We start from the raw sequence: 18,491 nt of genomic DNA, 5'->3' as shown, positions 1-18,491 counted from the left end.
GGCTCGCGGGGAAATTGAACTTCTTGTGACAAGGCGCTAAGAATTTTCTTCGCGGGTGCAACATACTCGTTTCGACCCTGAGGAGATCGCCTTGCCCATTTCCAAAATCCTGGTTGCCAACCGTTCCGAGATCGCGATCCGCGTATTCCGCGCCGCCAACGAACTGGGCATTAAGACGGTGGCCATCTGGGCGGAGGAGGACAAGCTCGCGCTGCATCGCTTCAAGGCCGACGAGAGCTACCAGGTCGGCCGCGGCCCGCACCTCGCACGTGATCTTGGCCCCATCGAAAGCTACCTGTCGATCGAGGAAATCATCCGCGTCGCCAAGATGTCGGGTGCTGATGCGATCCATCCAGGCTACGGCCTACTGTCGGAAAGCCCGGAATTCGTCGACGCCTGTAAAGAAGCCGGTATCATCTTCATCGGTCCGACAGGCGACACCATGCGGCGCCTCGGCAACAAGGTCGCTGCCCGTAACCTCGCCATCGAGATCGGCGTGCCCGTCGTGCCGGCGACCGCGCCGCTGCCCGAAGACATGGCCGAAGTTGCACGGATGGCGGACAGCATCGGTTATCCGATCATGCTCAAGGCTTCATGGGGCGGCGGCGGGCGTGGCATGCGCACCATTCGCGACCCGAAGGATCTGACCAAGGAAGTTACCGAGGCTAAGCGCGAGGCGATGGCCGCATTCGGCAAGGACGAGGTCTATCTCGAAAAGCTGGTCGAGCGCGCACGCCATGTCGAAAGCCAGATCCTTGGCGACACCCATGGAAATGCGGTGCATCTGTTCGAGCGCGACTGCTCGGTGCAGCGGCGCAACCAGAAAGTCGTCGAACGCGCTCCGGCCCCTTACCTTACCGAGGAGCAGCGCCAGGAGCTGGCTACCTATTCGCTGAAGATTGCCAACGCCACCGGCTATGTCGGCGCCGGTACGGTCGAATATCTGATGGATATGGACACGGGCAAATTCTACTTCATCGAAGTCAATCCGCGCATTCAGGTCGAGCACACCGTTACCGAAGTCGTTACCGGCATCGATATCGTCAAGGCGCAGATCCACATCCTCGACGGCTTTGCCATCGGCACGCCGGGCTCTGGCGTTCCGGCGCAAAAGGACATCCGGCTGAACGGCCATGCCCTGCAGTGCCGGATCACGACGGAAGATCCCGAGCACAACTTCATCCCGGATTACGGTCGCATAACCGCCTACCGGCAGGCATCCGGCTTCGGCATTCGTCTCGACGGCGGCACGGCCTATGCCGGCGGCGTCGTTACACGATTCTACGATCCGCTGCTGGAAAAGGTCACCGCCTGGGCGCCCTCGCCGGATGAGGCCATTGCCCGGATGGATCGCGCTCTTCGCGAATTCCGTATTCGCGGCGTTGCGACCAACCTGACCTTCCTCGAAGCCATCATCACCCACCCGAAATTCCGCGACAATACCTACACGACGCGTTTCATCGACACGACGCCGGAGTTGTTCCAGCAAGTAAAGCGGCAGGATCGCGCTACCAAGCTGCTTACTTATCTGGCCGATGTCACGGTCAACGGACATCCGGAAGCGCGTGGCCGTCCCGCGCCGTCCGACAATATCGCCAAGCCTGTCCTCCCCTATATCGACGCCAAGATCCCTGACGGCACCAAGCAGAGGCTGGACCAGCTCGGTCCGAAGAAGTTCGGCGAATGGATGCGCAACGAAAAGCGTGTGCTGGTGACCGACACCACGATGCGCGACGGGCACCAGTCGCTGCTTGCCACTCGCATGCGGACCTTCGACATCGCCCAGGTGGCCGGCACCTACGCCCGGGCGTTGCCGGAACTGCTGTCGCTCGAATGCTGGGGCGGCGCCACCTTCGACGTGTCGATGCGCTTCCTGACCGAGGATCCGTGGGAGCGGCTGGCCTCGATCCGCGAGGGCGCGCCGAACCTCTTGCTGCAGATGCTTCTGCGCGGCGCCAACGGGGTTGGCTACAAGAACTATCCGGACAATGTCGTCAAATACTTTGTCCGCCAGGCGGCCAAGGGCGGCATCGACCTGTTCCGCGTCTTCGACTGCCTGAACTGGGTGGAGAACATGCGCGTGTCCATGGATGCGGTCATCGAAGAGAACAAGCTCTGCGAAGCGGCGATCTGCTACACCGGCGATATCCTCAATTCCGCACGGCCAAAATACGATCTGAAGTACTACGCGGACCTGGCGGTCGAACTGGAAAAGGCCGGCGCTCACATCATCGCGTTGAAGGACATGGCGGGCCTCCTGAAGCCTGCGGCCGCGACGGTGCTGTTCAAGGCGCTGCGCGAGGCCACCAGCCTGCCGATCCATTTCCATACGCACGACACGTCGGGTATCGCCGCTGCAACGGTGCTGGCGGCCGTCGATGCGGGGGTCGATGCCGTCGATGCGGCCATGGATGCGCTGTCGGGCAATACCTCGCAGCCGTGCCTTGGCTCCATCGTCGAAGCGCTGCGCGCTTCCGAGCGCGATCCGGGTCTAGATCCCGAATGGATCCGCCGTATCTCTTTCTATTGGGAGGCGGTGCGCCATCAGTACTCGGCATTCGAGAGCGACCTGAAGGGGCCGGCCTCGGAGGTCTACCTGCACGAGATGCCGGGCGGCCAGTTCACCAATCTCAAGGAACAGGCGCGCTCGCTAGGTCTGGAAAGCCGCTGGCATCAGGTCGCCCAGACCTATGCTGACGTCAACCAGATGTTCGGCGATATCGTCAAGGTGACACCGTCCTCCAAGGTGGTTGGCGACATGGCGCTGCTGATGGTCAGCCAGGACCTGACCGTTGCCGACGTGATCAACCCGGCCAAGGACGTTTCGTTTCCGGAATCGGTCGTCTCGATGCTGAAGGGCGATCTCGGGCAGCCGCCCGGCGGCTGGCCAGAGGCGTTGCAGAAAAAGGCTCTGAAGGGCGAAAAGCCCTACACAGTTCGCCCCGGTTCCCTGCTTGAAGCGGCAGATCTGGATGCCGAGCGGGCGGCGATCGAGACCAAGATCGAGCGCAAGGTCAACGATTTCGAGTTTGCCTCGTACCTGATGTACCCGAAGGTCTTCACCGATTTCGCGCTGGCGCATGACACCTACGGTCCGGTTTCGGCCCTTCCGACGCCGGCCTATTTCTATGGCCTTCCCGAAGGCGAAGAGCTGTTTGCCGAGATCGAGAAGGGCAAGACGCTTGTTATTCTCAACCAGGCGATGACCGGTACCGACGAGAAGGGCATGGTCACGGTATTCTTCGAGCTCAACGGTCAGCCACGTCATATCAAGGTGCCTGACCGCGTGCATGGCGCCGCCGGCGGAGCGGTGCGCCGCAAGGCCGAAACAGGCAATGCCGCTCAGGTCGGCGCGCCGATGCCGGGCGTGATCTCGCGCGTCTTCGTGACGGCGGGACAGGCGATCAAGGCTGGTGACGTCCTCGTTTCGATCGAGGCGATGAAGATGGAGACGGCGCTGCACGCCGAAGCCGATGGCACCATTGCCGAAGTGCTGGTCAATGCCGGCGACCAGATCGACGCCAAGGACCTGCTGGTTGTCTACAAGGCCTGAGCAGGATAGATGCATTGCAATCGATACAAAGGCGGCCCGCAGGGGTCGCCTTTTTTCATTGGCAGCTAAATCTGGATCAAACGAGCAAGTTGCTTCCGGTTACGCCGGGAGATCAAACGTGAATTTGCCGCAGGCGATCAGCGCTTGTGAATTCAATCGATTTAAATAGGGTGGGGCCTGATTTGCTGGGGAGAGAATCGGTGGAGACGACTGAAATTTTAAGCGGCGTGAAAACGTCTTGGCTGACGCGGACGCGCGTGGCTGTATCGCTGTTGTTCCTGTTGAACGGCTTTGTCGTCGGGTGCTGGGCGCCGAAAATTCCGGAATTTGCCGAACGCCTGCAACTGAGCAAGTTCGAACTCGGACTAATGATCCTGTTCTTCGGCATCGGGTCTCTGGTGATGATGCCGGTGGCGGGTGCCCAGATCGCCGGACGCGGTTCGAAGTTCGTCGCCAAGGTCACGGCGGTCCTGCTTCTGCCGATGCTGATCATCCTGTCGCTGGTTCCCGATGTCTGGACGGGCGCCATCGCTCTCTTTCTGTTCGGCGGGTTCGTTGGCGCCATGGACGTGGCGATGAATGCGAATGCTGTCGTGGTGGAAAAATCCATGCGCCGTGCCATCATGTCGTCCTGCCATGCCTTCTGGAGCCTTGGCGGCCTCATCGGTTCAGGCATCGGTGGCTATCTCATCGGCCATTGGGGTGTGCTTGCGCATGCGGAGGTGGCGACTGGTCTCGCCATCCTCTTCCTGGTGGCAGCGTGGCCGATCATCTTCAGCGATCAGCCGCATCCAGGCGAAGTCAAGCAAAAGGCAAAGTTGCCGATGACGCCGCTGCCATGGCTGCTGGGGGTGATCGCTCTTTTCTGCATGGTTCCCGAGGGCGCCGTTCTCGATTGGGGCGCGCTTTATCTTCGCCAGGAATTCGCTGCCACGCCCACGCTGTCCGGCTTTGCCTTCGCCGCATTCTCGCTGACGATGTCCATCATGCGCTTTGCCGGCGACGCGGTGCGCGACAGGTTCGGCGCCGTTAACACGCTGCGGGTGAGCACGGTGATTGCCATCGTTGGGATGCTGATGGCCGCCCTGTCGCCGAATGCCGGACTGGCGATCCTCGGCTTCGCGCTTTGCGGCGTCGGCATTTCCAACATGGTGCCGATCGCCTTTTCGGCTGGCGGAAACATTCCGGGATTGCAGCCTGGCATCGGCATTTCGGTGGTCACGACGCTCGGCTATTCCGGGATGCTGGTAGCGCCCTCGGCAATCGGCTTTGCCGCCGAGCATATCGGCTTTTCAGCGGTCTTCATGATGTTGCCGCTGCTGCTGCTCATCGTGCTCGCGTTTTCCAGCCTTGCCCGCTATGCCGACAACGGAGAGCAGTCCGGCCATTGAGGCGCAAGCCGGGAAATGTGATACCTGATATGGTTGACAAGGCGGACGCGGTACGCCACCTGAAAGCCCTAGCACCCTTGCGCCAACACGAGCTTAGAATGTCTTCACCGAGCGAATTCGATCCAAAACCCCGCCGCGCCAGCGTTGCCGTCGATGTCGGCGGCGTCATTGTCGGCGGCGGCGCGCCCGTCGTCGTTCAGTCGATGACCAACACCGATACCGCTGATATCGACGGCACGGTGGCGCAGGTGGCGGCGCTCTTCAAGGCGGGTTCGGAGATGGTGCGGATCACCGTCGACCGCGACGAAAGTGCGGCCGCAGTGCCGCGCATTCGCGACCGTCTGGTGCGCCTCGGTCTCGACGTGCCGCTGATCGGCGATTTTCACTATATCGGCCACAAATTGCTGGCCGATCATCCGGATTGCGCCGAGGCGCTGGCCAAGTACCGGATCAATCCGGGCAATGTCGGCTTCAAGGACAAGAAGGACAAGCAGTTCGCCGAGATCGTCGAGATGGCGATCCGCTATTCCAAGCCTGTCCGTATCGGCGTCAACTGGGGATCGCTGGATCAGGATCTTCTCACCGCGCTGATGGACAAGAACCAGGCCGAGGGCTTCCCGCTATCGGCACGGCAGGTCACACGCGAGGCTATCGTCCAGTCGGCGCTAATTTCGGCGCAGCTTGCCGAGGAGATCGGCCTGCCGCGCAACCGGATTATTCTTTCGGCCAAGGTTAGCCAGGTTCAGGATTTGATTGCTGTCTATTCCATGCTCTCCGAGCGCTCCGACCACGCGCTGCATCTCGGGCTCACCGAAGCCGGCATGGGCAGCAAGGGCATCGTCGCCTCGTCGGCTGCCATGGGCTACGTCCTGCAGCACGGCATCGGCGACACCATCCGCGTGTCACTGACGCCGGAGCCGAATGGCGACCGGACGCGCGAAGTCCAGGTGGCGCAGGAACTGCTGCAGGTCATGGGTTTCCGCCAGTTCGTGCCCGTTGTTGCCGCCTGTCCGGGCTGCGGTCGCACGACGTCGACGGTTTTCCAGGAACTGGCGCAGAACATTCAGAACGACCTGCGCAAGAACATGCCGGTCTGGCGCGAGAAATATCCGGGCGTCGAAGCGCTTAACGTCGCGGTCATGGGCTGCATCGTCAACGGTCCCGGCGAAAGCAAGCACGCCGATATCGGTATCTCGCTTCCCGGCACCGGCGAAAGCCCCGCGGCTCCCGTCTTCATCGATGGACAGAAGGCGATGACGCTGCGTGGCCCGAACATCGCATCCGATTTCGAGGCGCTGGTTGCGGAATACATCGAAAAGCGTTTTGGCCAGAAGACGCTGGCCGCCGAATAGGCCGAAACCGGCCGGCCTCAGATGCGGCTGGCCAACAGCTTCAGCCCGGCGAAGCAATAGAAGGTCGCCATTGCGCCTTCAATCCACCGCCGAAGACGTTTGTAGACACTCAGGGCGCGTGGGGTCGAGAAGATCACCGCGTAGCCCATGAAGGTCGTGAAACCCATGATCATGCAGCCGCCGATGATCAGTGCTGCAACGGATGCAGGCGCGCCCTGCGGCATGCCGAGGGTGATGATCGCCAGCCAGGCGAAAATCGCCTTGGGATTGGTGACGTGGATGCCGTAGCCACGAAGCAGGAGCGATCGGGCGCTGTCCTTCCTGACCGCGCTTGCGGCGGGCATGTCGATCTGCGAGCGCATGGCGCGAAAAGCCTTGTAGGCAAGATAAAGCAGATAGAGGCCGCCGAGTATCTTCAGGATTTCCAGTGCCGTGGCATAGGTCTGGAGCAGGGTTGCAAGACCGAGTGCTGCCGCGCAGGCCCAGGTCATCGACCCGCCGAAAATACCAAGCGAGATCGTCATGCCGGCCTTGCGACCTTGGGTCATCGAGGTGGAAATGATGGCCATGATCGCCGGGCCGGGGCTCGCAACTGCTATCAGATAGGCCACATAGGCAGGCAGGATCTGGGGAAGGTAGCGAGCGTCTCATGCATGCGGCGATACTCCGGTTCGGCGATGTCGAGGCTTGGCCTTGCTCTCAGCAGCGCGGACTGCCTCGGAATGGCTGCCTTCAACTCTTGCGGTTGGCGATGAAACGGGCGGCCTCCGTCAGGACGGCGGCTTTGTGTCCATAGGGTTCCAGCAGCTCTGCGGCCTCCCGGACCTGGCGCGCCAGATGTTCCTCGCCCCAGGTGATCCCGTGCAGCGCTACCAGCGTCCCCTTGCCACGGCCGGCGTCCTTGCCGGTGGCCTTGCCCATGGTCTTGGCGTCGGCTGTGAGGTCGAGAAGGTCGTCGGCAAGCTGGAAGGCAAGGCCGATCTTCTCGCCGAACGCCCGCAGCCTCTGTCTGTCGTCGCTGGAAGCGCCGGCGATGATGGCGCCCGCCTCGCACGCAAAACGGATCAGCGCGCCTGTTTTCATGGCCTGCAGGGTCCTGATCCCCTCTTCGCCAGGCGACTGCTTTTCCGCAGCTAGGTCCAGCGCCTGTCCGCCTGCCATGCCGCCGATGCCGGCAGCCCGTGACAGGGCGAGGATGAGGTCGATCTTGTCAGCCGGCGGCAGTTCGGTCTGCGGTGCGGCGATGATATCGAAGGCATAGGTCAGCAGGCTGTCGCCGGCGAGGATCGCGGTCGCCTCGTCGAAGGCGATGTGCACGGTCGGCTTGCCGCGCCTGAGATCGTCATCGTCCATCGCCGGCAGGTCGTCGTGCACCAGCGAGTAGCAATGGATCGCCTCGAGGGCCGCGCCGATGCGCAATGCCGGCTGCGGCTCGCCACCCAGCAGTTTCGTGGTTTCGAGCACCAGGAAGGGACGCAGCCGCTTGCCGCCGTTGAGGACGCCGTGGCGCATGGCTGCCAGCAGTGTCGACGGCCGGTCTATCTCGCCCGCGAGCGGCGTGTCGCCGAGCAGGGCGGCCAGCATGGTCTCGACCTCGAGCGCATTGGCCTTGAGACGCTGCTCAAAGAGGGTGGTCGTGCTATCCATTGCCGCTGTTTGCCATGAGTGCCGGATACTCGCAACGAAATTGTCGGGAGAGATCTTTTGCCTGTCAGCCCCACTCTGGCCATTGCCGGAAGCAGGCGGTATGACGTTGAGGTAGAGGCGAGGACGGGCGTTCGGAATTGGACATATCGACGCAGAACGACGAGCAGGACGAGATGCCTGAAGAACGGGACAGGTTGGCCTGGTTTTTCGGCCGTCCCATCTGGCAGCGCGTCGTCATCGGCCTCCTCGGTCTTCTGCTGCTGCCCTATGTGCTGATCTTTTTTTATGTCCTGCCTTTCATCCATCCTGTCTCGAACCTGATGCTGCGCGATGTCGTGCTGTTGCGCGGCTACGATCGCCGTTGGGTGTCTTTCGAGCATATCTCGCCGGTGCTGGTGAAATCGGTGATGGTTTCGGAAGATGGGCAGTTCTGCTCCCATGGAGGTGTCGACTGGAGCGAAATGGGGATGCTGGTGGCAGATACGCTGCACGGCCAATCGACGCGTGGCGGCAGCACCATTCCGATGCAGACGGTGAAGAACCTGTTTCTCTGGAACGGTCGATCGTTCGTGCGCAAGACCCTGGAGCTGCCGCTGGCCGTCACGGCTTCCATTGTCTGGTCGAAGCGACGGATGATGGAGAATTACCTGAATGTCGCCGAATGGGGTCCCGGCATCTATGGCATCGAGGCCGCCGCCCAGCACCATTTCAAGGTGCCGGCCTCAAGATTGACTGCCCGTCAGGCGGCGCTGCTGGCTGTGTCGCTGCCAAATCCGATCGAGCGGGTTGCCAGCAAGCCTGGCCGTGGGCTCAGGCAACTGGCCGCGCTGATCCAGCGACGTGCACAGGGCGCCGGCGATTACATCAAATGCCTTTATGATTGACATCAGAACTTGTGGCTCGACACACTGTTGTCATCTGCCATTCTTGCGAGTGACTTAAGGGGCGGATTGTCTCCATCAACATACGGATGCCCCGATGAATGCCGCAAACCTGTCGCCCGACCTGCTGTTCTATTCCAAGAGCCGCCATCCCGAGCCTTCCGTGCATCTGGGGCGGCGCTTTGATCTCTCCGGGACATTCCAGTATGAGCCGGGCAACACGATCGTCTGCCATGTCGTCGAGGGATCCGAGACCCAGCAGACGTTGATCGACGCGCGCGCCAAATATCTCGCCATGCCGGAGGCCGGGCAATTCACCTTCACGGCGATGTCCAGCCTGCACATGACCCTCTTCCAGGGCATCATCGAACATCGCCGTGACCGGCAATTCTGGCCGGCGGACCTGCCGACCGACATGCCGATCGACGAGATAACTGAGGTCATGGGCGAGCGGCTGAAGGCCTTTTCGATGCGCGATCCTTTCAAGGTCAGCGTCACCCGAGCCCGTCCGGCCGGGCTGTTGGTCGACGGCGCGACGGCAGAGGATCGACGCATCATGCGGGCGTGGCGCGATGCCTTTGCCGACCTCCTTGGCTATCGTCATCCGGACCACGATACCTATGCATTTCATATCACTTTCGCCTATGTCATCGAGCGCCTGTCTGACGAGGCCCTGCCGCGCTGGCAGCAGTTGCTCGACGAGGTCGCCAGCGACGTTCTCGAACGCTGCCCGATCCTCGAGTTGAGGCCGCCGGCATTCTGCGCGTTCGACGACATGAACCATTTCGAAGAATTGATGGTCTTCAACTTCAAGCCCTGAGACAGGACGACACCATGGACAAGCTCACCCTCTACATCGCCAACAAGAACTATTCGTCCTGGTCCTTCCGGCCATGGCTGGCGATGCAGGGGTGCGGCGTGCCTTTCGAGGAAGTGCTCGTTTGCTTCGATTTTCCGGCAGGCAATCCGCGCTTCCGCGAGATCTCCCCGACGGCGCGGGTTCCGGCGCTGCACCACGGGAGCCTCAGGGTCTGGGAATCGCTGGCCATCATCGAATACGTCGCCGAATTGTTTCCGCAAGCGGGTCTCTGGCCGACAGACCCAGCTCTCAGGGCGCAGGCGCGGTCGATCTCCATGGAGATGATCTCCGGCTTTCGGGGCCTGCGCAACGCCTGCCCGATGAACTTCCGTCGCCCGAAGCGCCGGTTGCTCGACCAGCCCCATGACGTGGCAATCGACGTGGCGCGGATCGAAACGATCTGGCGCGAGATGCGGGCGCAATCAGGCGGGCCTTTCCTGTTCGGCGCCTTTTCGGCCGCCGATGCGATGTTCGCGCCTGTCGTCAATCGCTTCGAAGCCTATGACCTGGTTGTCGCTGAGGATACTTTGAGCTATATGGCGGTCATGAAAGCCCATCCGGCCTGGCAGAAGTGGCAGACGGCGGCGCTGGAAGAAACCTGGATCGTCGCTGAAGACGAGGCTTGATGCCCGAATCAGCCGTTGCCGCAAAAAATGCGGCTAGGGACTGGTCAAAGGCCAAACCCCGATGTATAAGCGCGCCAAAATTCCGAAATCGATTGCATGTCGTTTCGGCCGCCTGGCTGGCCGTTGTCATGTCTATCCCGCACAGTGGAGTATGAGAAAATGGCTGTACCGAAGAGAAAAACAAGCCCGTCCAAGCGCGGCATGCGCCGTTCGGCTGATGCGCTCAAGACTTCGACATACGTCGAAGACAAGAACTCCGGCGAACTGCGCCGCCCGCATCACATTGACCTGAAGACCGGCATGTACCGCGGCCGCCAGGTTCTGACGCCAAAAGAATCCGCATAATTTCCTGCGGTTGCAATATCGGTATTGAGGCTGGCCTTTGGCCGGCCTTTTTGCATTTGTCGCCCAGGTTTAAAACCGGTGCGACTTGCGCTATGGCTGTGCGGCCGTTCGTCCACGATGGAGTTAGTCGATCATGATTGCCGCTTTCCCGCTGATGGTTATCCCGTTCGTGCTCTACAATCTCGCCATGGTCGGGCTGATGGGCGGTGGCGGCATTTCGGCGCTCGGCAACGACGTGATCATGTTGTCGATGCTGTCGGGAGCAACCTGGAAGATGGCGCTCGGCGATCTTTTCATCGTCATCGCGCTGGCGCTGCTGTTCTTCGAAATCCTGAAATCCACCCGCAATGTTGGCTCGCTCGCCAATCACATGCTGTCGATGCTGGTTTTCATCGCTTTCCTGGTGGAATTCCTGCTGGTGCGCGACGCGGCGACGCAGATATTTTTCATCCTGATGACCACCGCCTTCATCGATGTGATCGGCGGTTTCGCAGTCTCGATCCGCACGGCGGGACGCGACGTATCGATCGGTCTCTGAGGGCGACCGCAGCCGTGGCTGCGGCCTGATCGCGGTTACAGGCTGTCGAGCTTGGCCTGCAGTGCCTTCATCTGCTCCTTCAACTCGTCGATGTCGCGGGCTTCGGCCTTGCGGGTTTCCTTCGGCGGTGACTTCATGAAGGGCGCAAACATCTCCATGGCCTGCTGGAACATGTCCGTGTTGCGGCGCACCTGCTCCTCGACCATCTTGATCGGCAGCGAGAAGTTCTTGGCGAGCGGCGTTTCGCCAAAAGCGCTGCTCATCTGCTCGCGCATCTGGACCTGCTGCTCGGTGAAGGACTTCATCGAATGCTCGAGAAAGCTTGGCACGACCATCTGCATCTGATCGCCGTAAAAGCCGATCAGCTGTCGCAGGAAGGAAATCGGCATCAGGGTATTGTTGGTCTTCGATTCCTGCTCGAAGATGATCTGCGTCAATACCGCATGAGTGATGTCATCGCCGCTTTTGGCGTCCTGAACTGTAAACTCCTCCCCCCGTTTCACCATCTCCGCCAAGTCTTCCAGTGTCACGTAGGTGCTGGTGCCCGTGTTGTAGAGGCGGCGATTGGCGTATTTCTTTATTACGACCTGGCCCTCGTTTTTTGCCATTATCAGTCTCCTAACCCCGTCTGATTGTATGGATACTCCTCCACCAAAGAGTGTAGACGGAAAGGAAGGCCGGTGACAATCAGTTTGTGCGCTGCGGCAATCCCTTTCCGCAGGTTGGTTTTTCGGTCCATCAGCATGTTGAAACAAAACATGCAGGGTTGAAATCTTCGTGTTTGACTCGGAAGCCCGGCTTTGACAGTTTTCGCCGGCCGAGCCAGCTCTCGAGGAGGATTTCATGAGCCAACCATCCATCGTCATCGCCAGTGCCGCACGCACCGCAGTCGGCGCCTTTAACGGTGCTTTTGCAGCGGTCCCGGCCCACGAACTGGGAGCAACGGCAATCCGGGGTGCGCTGCAGCGCGCCGGCATCGAGGCTGCCGAAGTCGACGAGGTCATCCTCGGCCAGGTGCTGCAGGCAGCGCAGGGCCAGAACCCGGCGCGCCAGGCCGCGATGCAGGCGGGCGTGCCGCAGGAGGCGACGGCCTGGAGCGTCAACCAGCTTTGCGGCTCGGGCCTGCGGGCCGTGGCACTCGGCATGCAGCAGATTGCGCTTGGGGATGCGAAAATTATCGTTGCCGGCGGGCAAGAGTCCATGTCAACGGCGCCACACGCGGCCCACCTGCGCTCGGGCACGAAGATGGGCGACATGACCATGGTCGATACGATGATCAAGGATGGCCTGACCGACGCTTTCTACGGCTATCACATGGGTATCACCGGCGAAAACGTTGCCCGGCAGTTTCAACTGTCCCGCCATGACCAGGATACCTTTGCCGTCGCTTCCCAGAACAAAGCCGAGGCAGCCCAGCAGGCCGGACGGTTCAACGATGAGATCGTGGCCTTCACCATCGCCGGCCGCAAGGGCGACGTGACGGTCGATAGCGACGAGTACATCCGCCACGGATCGACGCTCGAGGGCATGGCGCGCCTCCGGCCGGTATTCGACAAGGATGGGACGGTTACCGCCGGCAACGCCTCCGGCCTCAACGACGGCGCTGCCGCGACGGTGCTGGTGAGCGAGGCGGAAGCCGAGCGTCGGGGAATCCGACCGCTGGGCCGGATCGTGTCCTGGGCAACGGCCGGCGTGGATCCGCAGATCATGGGCACGGGTCCGATACCGGCTTCTCGCAAGGCCTTGGAAAAAGCTGGATGGGCGGTTGGCGATCTCGATCTCGTGGAGGCTAACGAAGCCTTCGCGGCACAGGCCTGCGCGATCAGCCGCGAACTGGGCTTCGATCCCGCCATCGTCAACGTCAACGGCGGGGCGATTGCGATTGGTCATCCGATTGGAGCATCGGGCGCCCGCATTCTGACCACTTTGTTGTTCGAGATGAAGCGGCGCGGTGCACGAAAGGGTCTGGCGACCTTGTGCATTGGCGGTGGCATGGGGATAGCCATGTGCATCGAGGCGTTTTAAACAATCTGCCATGGGGTCAGCTGGCTACATGGTAGGCAGTGGTACTGGGGAACGGACTATGAGCAGAGTAGCACTCATCACCGGGGGTACCCGCGGTATCGGCGCCGCCATTGCAATGGCGTTGCACAATGCCGGTTACCGGGTCGTGGCGACCTATGCCGGCAACGATGAGAGAGCCGATGCCTTTCATAGCGTGACGGGCATTGCCGTCTATCGCTGGGACGTCACGGACTATGAGGCTTGCGGCAAAGGCATTGCCCAGGTCGAGGCCGATGTGGGTCCGGTAGAGATCCTGGTCAACAACGCCGGTATCACCCGAGATGCGATGTTCCACAAGATGACGCCGCAACAGTGGCATGAGGTCGTGAATACCAACCTGAACGGTCTATTCAACATGACGCACCATGTGTGGGCTGGCATGCGGGAGAGGAACTTCGGTCGAGTTGTCAATATCTCGTCGATCAATGGCCAGAAAGGTCAGATGGGCCAGGCCAACTATTCTGCAGCAAAGGCGGGTGACATCGGCTTTACGAAGGCGCTGGCCCAAGAAGGTGCCGCCAAGAACATTACCGTCAATGCGATCTGCCCCGGCTACATCGGTACGGAAATGGTGTTGTCCGTGCCGGAAAAAGTAATGAACGGTTATATCCTGCCGCAAATTCCGGTCGGCAGGCTGGGCGAGCCGGAGGAGGTCGCCCGTTGCGTCGTGTTTCTCGTTGCCGACGACGCCGGCTTCATCACCGGCTCCACGATCACGGCGAATGGCGGCCAACTTTTCGTCTGACGGATCTATCTTCGCCTAGGAAGTGGCGAGCTAGCGTCGTGTATTTCGCGAGCGCGAACGAACGGGCACAAGCACGCGGCTTTGCTCCTTGCGCTGCGCCGCACGCACGGCAACGATAGAGGTGACGGCGGCGGCAGCGATGACACCCAAAGCAGCGATATGTGTGACGAGTTCAACCATGGAAAAGTCGATCCTTTCGGCGAGCACCCGGTAGCCCGGTTCAGACAATATTGCTCGCGTTCCAACAATATCGGTACAGCAAGATCGAATTGAAAGGGGTTGAAGTTCACGTCATCGTCAACAGTGTATTGACGGCATGAAAAAGGGCGCCGAAGCGCCCAATTCCAAATTCATGCCGAAGCTTAGCGGCAACGTGCTTCGTAGCGCTGGCCATAACGGTCGCGATAGATGCAGTAGCCACGACGTTCCGAGTGGCCGATCAGGTTGCCTACGAGGCCGCCTGCAACTGCGCCGACGGCTGCGCCGCCCCAGCTATTGGTAACGGCACCACCGATAACGGCACCGGTGCCAGCACCAATGGCTGTGCCGCGTTCTTCCGGCGTGCACGATGCGAGTGTGCCGATGAGGGCAACTGCAATAATCAGTTTTTTCATGTCTTGCTCCCTAGATATTAGACCATGGTGGTCTAGCACAAATTACGAATTAAATCCGCCCCATCAGGACGAGCACCAAAATGATGACGACGATGAGGCCGAGACCACCAGAGGGACCATAACCCCAACCGCTGCTGTAGCCCCAGTTTGGCAGTGCGCCCACCAAGAGCAATACGAGTACGACGAGCAGTATTGTGCCGAGCATGGTCAGTTCCCTTCACTTCGAAAGCATTATTTGCTGCCCCCTTAAACGCAGCTCACATTAAGTTGTTCCGGCAATTTTCTCGATTATTTGGCACAATGGCGAATGTGGCGGTGAGCGACAGATTTTATAGCCCGCTCTACAGTTTGTGATGGTTGGATATTGCCCTCGCCGCGAAGATGCGATCACGCCGACTCCGTCGGCAATCCGTGAACGGATCATGAAACCGGCGGGTCAGCGATTCGTAGCATCTTTGTTCCGGGGCCGTTCCCAAACGCTCCGGCTGGTCGTCCCGCCGCCACTTTGCCTCCCGCCTGTGGCAGATGACAAGTATTATCCGGTGTCTACAAAATTGTTTTGCCCTCCGGGCCTTGCCTTTGCCACCTGGGCTGGTCATCTGTGGGGGAGCTTACAACAAGCGTTCCTGACCCTGAAGGCTGCTGCGCCTCATCTTCGCATGGACCAATGACCCTGACTTCGCAGCCCATGATTTTGAGTGGTCGCGGTGTAACCGCGGTGCTCGGACCGACAAATACCGGCAAGACCCATTACGCCATCGAGCGTATGGTCGCGCACGGCAATGGCATGATCGGCCTGCCGTTGCGACTTCTGGCGCGCGAGGTCTACACGCGTCTCGTCGAGAAAGTCGGCATCAAGAACGTTGCGCTGTTTACCGGTGAAGAAAAGATAGCCCCGCCCAACGCCTGCTACTCAGTATGCACTGTCGAAGCGATGCCGCGCGAGACTCGAGCTTCGTTCGTTGCCATCGACGAGGTTCAACTCGCCGGCGATCTCGAGCGCGGCCATATCTTCACTGATCGTATCCTGCATCTGCGCGGCCGCGACGAGACATTGCTTCTCGGCGCGGGCACCATGCGGCCGATCCTCGAACATCTGTTGCCGGGAATTACCGTCGTCGAGCGGCCGAGGCTCTCCCATCTTGCCTATTCGGGCCAGAAGAAGATTACCCGCTTGCCGCAGCGCAGCGCCATTGTCGCTTTTTCGGCAGAGGAAGTTTACGCCATTGCCGAGCTGATCCGTCGCCAGCGTGGCGGAGCGGCCGTGGTCCTCGGTGCCCTCAGCCCACGGACGCGCAATGCGCAGGTCGAGCTTTACCAGAACGGCGACGTCGAATACCTCGTCGCCACCGATGCCATCGGCATGGGCCTCAATCTCGATGTGGACCACGTCGCGTTTGCCCAGGACAGGAAATTCGACGGATACCAGTTCCGCCATCTCAACCCCGGCGAACTCGGACAGATTGCCGGCCGTGCCGGTCGCCATCTGCGCGACGGGACCTTCGGTGTCACCGGCCAGGTCGATCCCTTCGATGCCGATCTCGTTCGCCGCATCGAGAGTCACCAGTTCGACAACGTCAAAGTGCTGCAGTGGCGCACGAAGGATCTCGACTTTTCATCCGTCGCCGCACTGAAGCTCAGCCTCGATGCGCCGCCGCGCATCCATGGGCTGACACGCTCGCTGCCTTCCGTCGACCAGCAGGCTTTGGAGCAACTGACCGGTTATCCGGAGGTCGCTCGCCTCGCCGTCGGCCGGGCAAATGTAGAAAAATTATGGGAAGCCTGTGCATTGCCGGATTATCGGCGTATCACACCGGCCCAACATGCCGATTTGATTTCGTCCCTGTTTTCCGATCTCGTGCAACATGGCACGGTGAACGAGGATTTCATGGCCGAGCAAGTCCGGCGCGCCGACCGGACCGATGGCGAGATAGACACGCTTTCGGCGCGAATCGCGCAGATAAGAACTTGGACCTATGTTTCGAATCGGCCCGGTTGGCTTGCCGATCCGACACACTGGCAAGAAAAGACGCGGGAAATCGAAGATCGGTTGTCCGACGCGTTACATGAAAGGTTGACGAACCGCTTTGTTGATCGCAGGACATCTGTGCTCATGAAGCGCCTGAGAGAGAATGCAATGCTGGAAGCTGAAATCAGTGTAAATGGAGATGTCTTCGTCGAAGGGCATCATGTCGGGCAGTTGACCGGGTTCCGGTTCTCTCCCATTGGCGGGACTGACGGTCCCGACGCCAAGGCCGTGCAGAACGCGTCGCTCAAAGCGCTGGGTCTGGAATTCGAGGCGCGCGCTGCCCGCATGCACGCAGCTGGCAACGGCGATCTGGCGATTGGCTCCGACGGTTCGGTGCGCTGGCTGGGCGACCCCGTAGCGCGGCTGACCGGCAGCGACCACATCATGCGCCCCCGCGTCATCCTGCTCGCCGACGAGCAACTGACCGGCCATGCGCGCGAACATGTTGCCGCACGCATCGAGCGCTTCGTCAATCATCACATTTCGACGGTGCTGAAGCCGCTCGACGACCTCTCTCGTGCCGAAGACCTGCAGGGCCTCGCCAAGGGTCTGGCTTTCCAGATCGTCGAGAATCTCGGTGTACTGTTCCGCCGCGATGTCACGGAGGAAGTGAAGTCGCTGGACCAGGATGCACGCGCCTCGATGCGCCGCTATGGCATCCGCTTCGGCGCCTATCATATTTTCGTTCCAGCATTGCTGAAGCCGGCTCCGGCCGAACTGATCACCCTGCTCTGGGCGCTGAAAAACGACGGCATCGACAAGCCGGGCTACGGCGATCTCATTCCGGTCCTGGCTGCCGGCCGCACGTCCGTGGTTACGGATTCGACCTATGAGCGCACCTTCTACAAGCTCGCCGGTTTCCGCTTCCTCGGCAAGCGTGCCGTACGTATCGACATTCTCGAGCGCCTTGCCGATCTCATCCGGCCGCTGCTGCAGTGGAAGCCCGGCCAGCCTTCCCGTCCGGACGGTGCCTATGACGGCCGCCGCTTCACCACGACGACGGCGATGCTGTCCATTCTCGGCGCGACGCTCGACGACATGGAAGAGATCCTGAAGGGCCTCGGCTATCGCGCAGATGCGGTGCCGGCCGAAGAAGCTGCAGTTCACCTCAGCAAGCAGGACGCTCCCGCCGCCGCTACACCCGTAGCTGCCGCAGACGCATCTGCACCAGCTGACGGATCTCCTACGTCGGACACAGAGGCAGCAGAAGCAGAAGCTACCGAGCCGACTCCGTCAGACGCCGTCGAGGAAGTTTCCCCCGTGGTTTCTGAGGATGCTCCTGTTGCCGCGCTGGAAGCCGCCAATGACGTTGCGCCCGAAAGCGCAGCAGAGGCCGTCGTTACCGATGCGGCCCCTTCGGAAGCTGCAGGCGAGGGCGCTTCAGTCGATGCCGCCGCTGCCGAGCCTCCGAAGCCAGTGTTGCTGTGGCGGCTGGGTGGTCGCAACGACAACCAGCGTCCGGCTCCCCGCCAGGGTGAGCGCCGTGGTCAGCAGGGTCCGCGCGCCGGCCAGGATCAGGCAAATGCGCAGCCAAACACCAATCGCCGCCCATCAGGCGACCAGCCGCAGGGCGAAGGCAATCGTGAAGCACGCGACAATCGCGGGCCGCGCGGTGGCAAGGAGGGCGGCGGCGGCCGTCCGCCGCAGCAGGGTAAGCGTCCTGATCATCGCGGCGGCGAGCGCAACGAGCGCAATGACCGTGGCGGAGAGCGCAACGATCGCAACAATCGTCCGGCAGCGCAGCCAACACGCTTCGAGGCGAAGCCTCCGCGCAAGGAGAAGCCGATGGATCCGGATTCGCCCTTTGCAAAGCTGGCGGCGCTCAAGGAGCAGATGAAGAAGTAGGC

Annotated in this window: 16 protein-coding genes and 1 pseudogene; 11 read left to right on the top strand and 6 right to left on the bottom strand. The window is 61.0% G+C overall.

Features of this window, described 5'->3' with window-relative positions; translation table 11 throughout:
* Positions 1–91: 91 nt before the first annotated feature.
* The 3 genes from pyc (at position 92) to ispG (ending at position 6,296) form a co-directional block, all read left to right on the top strand.
* Positions 92–3,553 (top strand): pyruvate carboxylase, encoded by a 3,462-nt coding sequence (gene pyc / locus PR017_RS15060; RefSeq protein ID WP_111219494.1) that lies wholly within the window; start codon positions 92–94, stop codon positions 3,551–3,553.
* A 200-nt stretch (positions 3,554–3,753) separates the two neighbouring features.
* Complete coding sequence (locus PR017_RS15055) at positions 3,754–4,944, top strand: MFS transporter (RefSeq protein ID WP_111219496.1); 1,191 nt, start codon at positions 3,754–3,756, stop codon at positions 4,942–4,944.
* Between the two features lie 98 nt (positions 4,945–5,042).
* Positions 5,043–6,296, top strand: a complete 1,254-nt coding sequence (gene ispG / locus PR017_RS15050; RefSeq protein WP_111219498.1) for a flavodoxin-dependent (E)-4-hydroxy-3-methylbut-2-enyl-diphosphate synthase — start codon at positions 5,043–5,045, stop codon at positions 6,294–6,296.
* Between the two features lie 17 nt (positions 6,297–6,313).
* On the opposite strand, the pseudogene PR017_RS15045 reads toward ispG, so the two are convergent.
* Both PR017_RS15045 and PR017_RS15040 read right to left on the bottom strand, forming a co-directional pair.
* Positions 6,314–6,951 (bottom strand): annotated as a pseudogene (locus PR017_RS15045) (LysE family translocator).
* Positions 6,952–7,028: 77 nt separating this feature from the next.
* On the bottom strand, positions 7,029–7,943 hold the full coding sequence (locus PR017_RS15040) for a polyprenyl synthetase family protein (RefSeq protein WP_111219500.1): 915 nt from the start codon (positions 7,941–7,943) through the stop codon (positions 7,029–7,031).
* 137 nt (positions 7,944–8,080) lie between these two features.
* Between PR017_RS15040 and mtgA the strand changes: the two genes are divergently transcribed.
* From mtgA to PR017_RS15015, 5 genes are all read left to right on the top strand, one after another.
* A complete protein-coding gene (gene mtgA / locus PR017_RS15035; RefSeq protein WP_206423163.1) occupies positions 8,081–8,827 on the top strand; it encodes a monofunctional biosynthetic peptidoglycan transglycosylase in 747 nt (248 codons plus the stop codon).
* Positions 8,828–8,921: 94 nt separating this feature from the next.
* Positions 8,922–9,644: a DUF1868 domain-containing protein gene (locus PR017_RS15030; protein WP_111219502.1), complete on the top strand. Its 723-nt coding sequence runs from the start codon at positions 8,922–8,924 to the stop codon at positions 9,642–9,644.
* A 14-nt stretch (positions 9,645–9,658) separates the two neighbouring features.
* A complete protein-coding gene (locus PR017_RS15025) occupies positions 9,659–10,309 on the top strand; it encodes a glutathione S-transferase family protein (protein WP_111219504.1) in 651 nt (216 codons plus the stop codon).
* Positions 10,310–10,468: 159 nt separating this feature from the next.
* On the top strand, positions 10,469–10,654 hold the full coding sequence (rpmF, locus tag PR017_RS15020; RefSeq protein ID WP_111219506.1) for a 50S ribosomal protein L32: 186 nt from the start codon (positions 10,469–10,471) through the stop codon (positions 10,652–10,654).
* Between the two features lie 133 nt (positions 10,655–10,787).
* Positions 10,788–11,192, top strand: coding sequence for a hypothetical protein (locus PR017_RS15015; protein WP_111219508.1), 405 nt, complete (start codon positions 10,788–10,790; stop codon positions 11,190–11,192).
* 35 nt (positions 11,193–11,227) lie between these two features.
* Here the strand turns inward: PR017_RS15015 and phaR are convergent, their stop codons facing one another.
* The gene (gene phaR / locus PR017_RS15010) at positions 11,228–11,800 is read right to left on the bottom strand and encodes a polyhydroxyalkanoate synthesis repressor PhaR (protein WP_111219510.1); all 573 of its coding nucleotides are present in this window, start codon (positions 11,798–11,800) and stop codon (positions 11,228–11,230) included.
* Between the two features lie 235 nt (positions 11,801–12,035).
* Here phaR and PR017_RS15005 point away from each other — a divergent pair, with 235 nt between their 5' ends.
* On the top strand, positions 12,036–13,217 hold the full coding sequence (locus PR017_RS15005) for an acetyl-CoA C-acetyltransferase (RefSeq protein WP_111219512.1): 1,182 nt from the start codon (positions 12,036–12,038) through the stop codon (positions 13,215–13,217).
* A 58-nt stretch (positions 13,218–13,275) separates the two neighbouring features.
* Positions 13,276–14,001, top strand: a complete 726-nt coding sequence (gene phbB, locus PR017_RS15000; protein WP_111219514.1) for an acetoacetyl-CoA reductase — start codon at positions 13,276–13,278, stop codon at positions 13,999–14,001.
* 30 nt (positions 14,002–14,031) lie between these two features.
* Here the strand turns inward: phbB and PR017_RS14995 are convergent, their stop codons facing one another.
* From PR017_RS14995 to PR017_RS14985, 3 genes are all read right to left on the bottom strand, one after another.
* Positions 14,032–14,181, bottom strand: coding sequence for a hypothetical protein (locus tag PR017_RS14995; protein WP_154677467.1), 150 nt, complete (start codon positions 14,179–14,181; stop codon positions 14,032–14,034).
* A gap of 182 nt (positions 14,182–14,363) precedes the next feature.
* On the bottom strand, positions 14,364–14,615 hold the full coding sequence (locus PR017_RS14990) for a YMGG-like glycine zipper-containing protein (RefSeq protein WP_111219518.1): 252 nt from the start codon (positions 14,613–14,615) through the stop codon (positions 14,364–14,366).
* A 49-nt stretch (positions 14,616–14,664) separates the two neighbouring features.
* On the bottom strand, positions 14,665–14,820 hold the full coding sequence (locus PR017_RS14985) for a DUF3309 family protein (RefSeq protein ID WP_111219520.1): 156 nt from the start codon (positions 14,818–14,820) through the stop codon (positions 14,665–14,667).
* A gap of 462 nt (positions 14,821–15,282) precedes the next feature.
* On the opposite strand from PR017_RS14985, the gene PR017_RS14980 reads away from it, so the two are divergent.
* Complete coding sequence (locus PR017_RS14980) at positions 15,283–18,489, top strand: helicase-related protein (RefSeq protein ID WP_111219522.1); 3,207 nt, start codon at positions 15,283–15,285, stop codon at positions 18,487–18,489.
* Positions 18,490–18,491 lie beyond the last annotated feature (2 nt).

The organism is Rhizobium tumorigenes (assembly GCF_003240565.2).
GTDB classification, from domain to species: Bacteria; Pseudomonadota; Alphaproteobacteria; order Rhizobiales; family Rhizobiaceae; genus Rhizobium; species Rhizobium tumorigenes.
The sequence above is the reverse complement of the archived record's forward strand: the minus strand, read 5'-3'. Positions and strand labels throughout refer to the sequence as shown.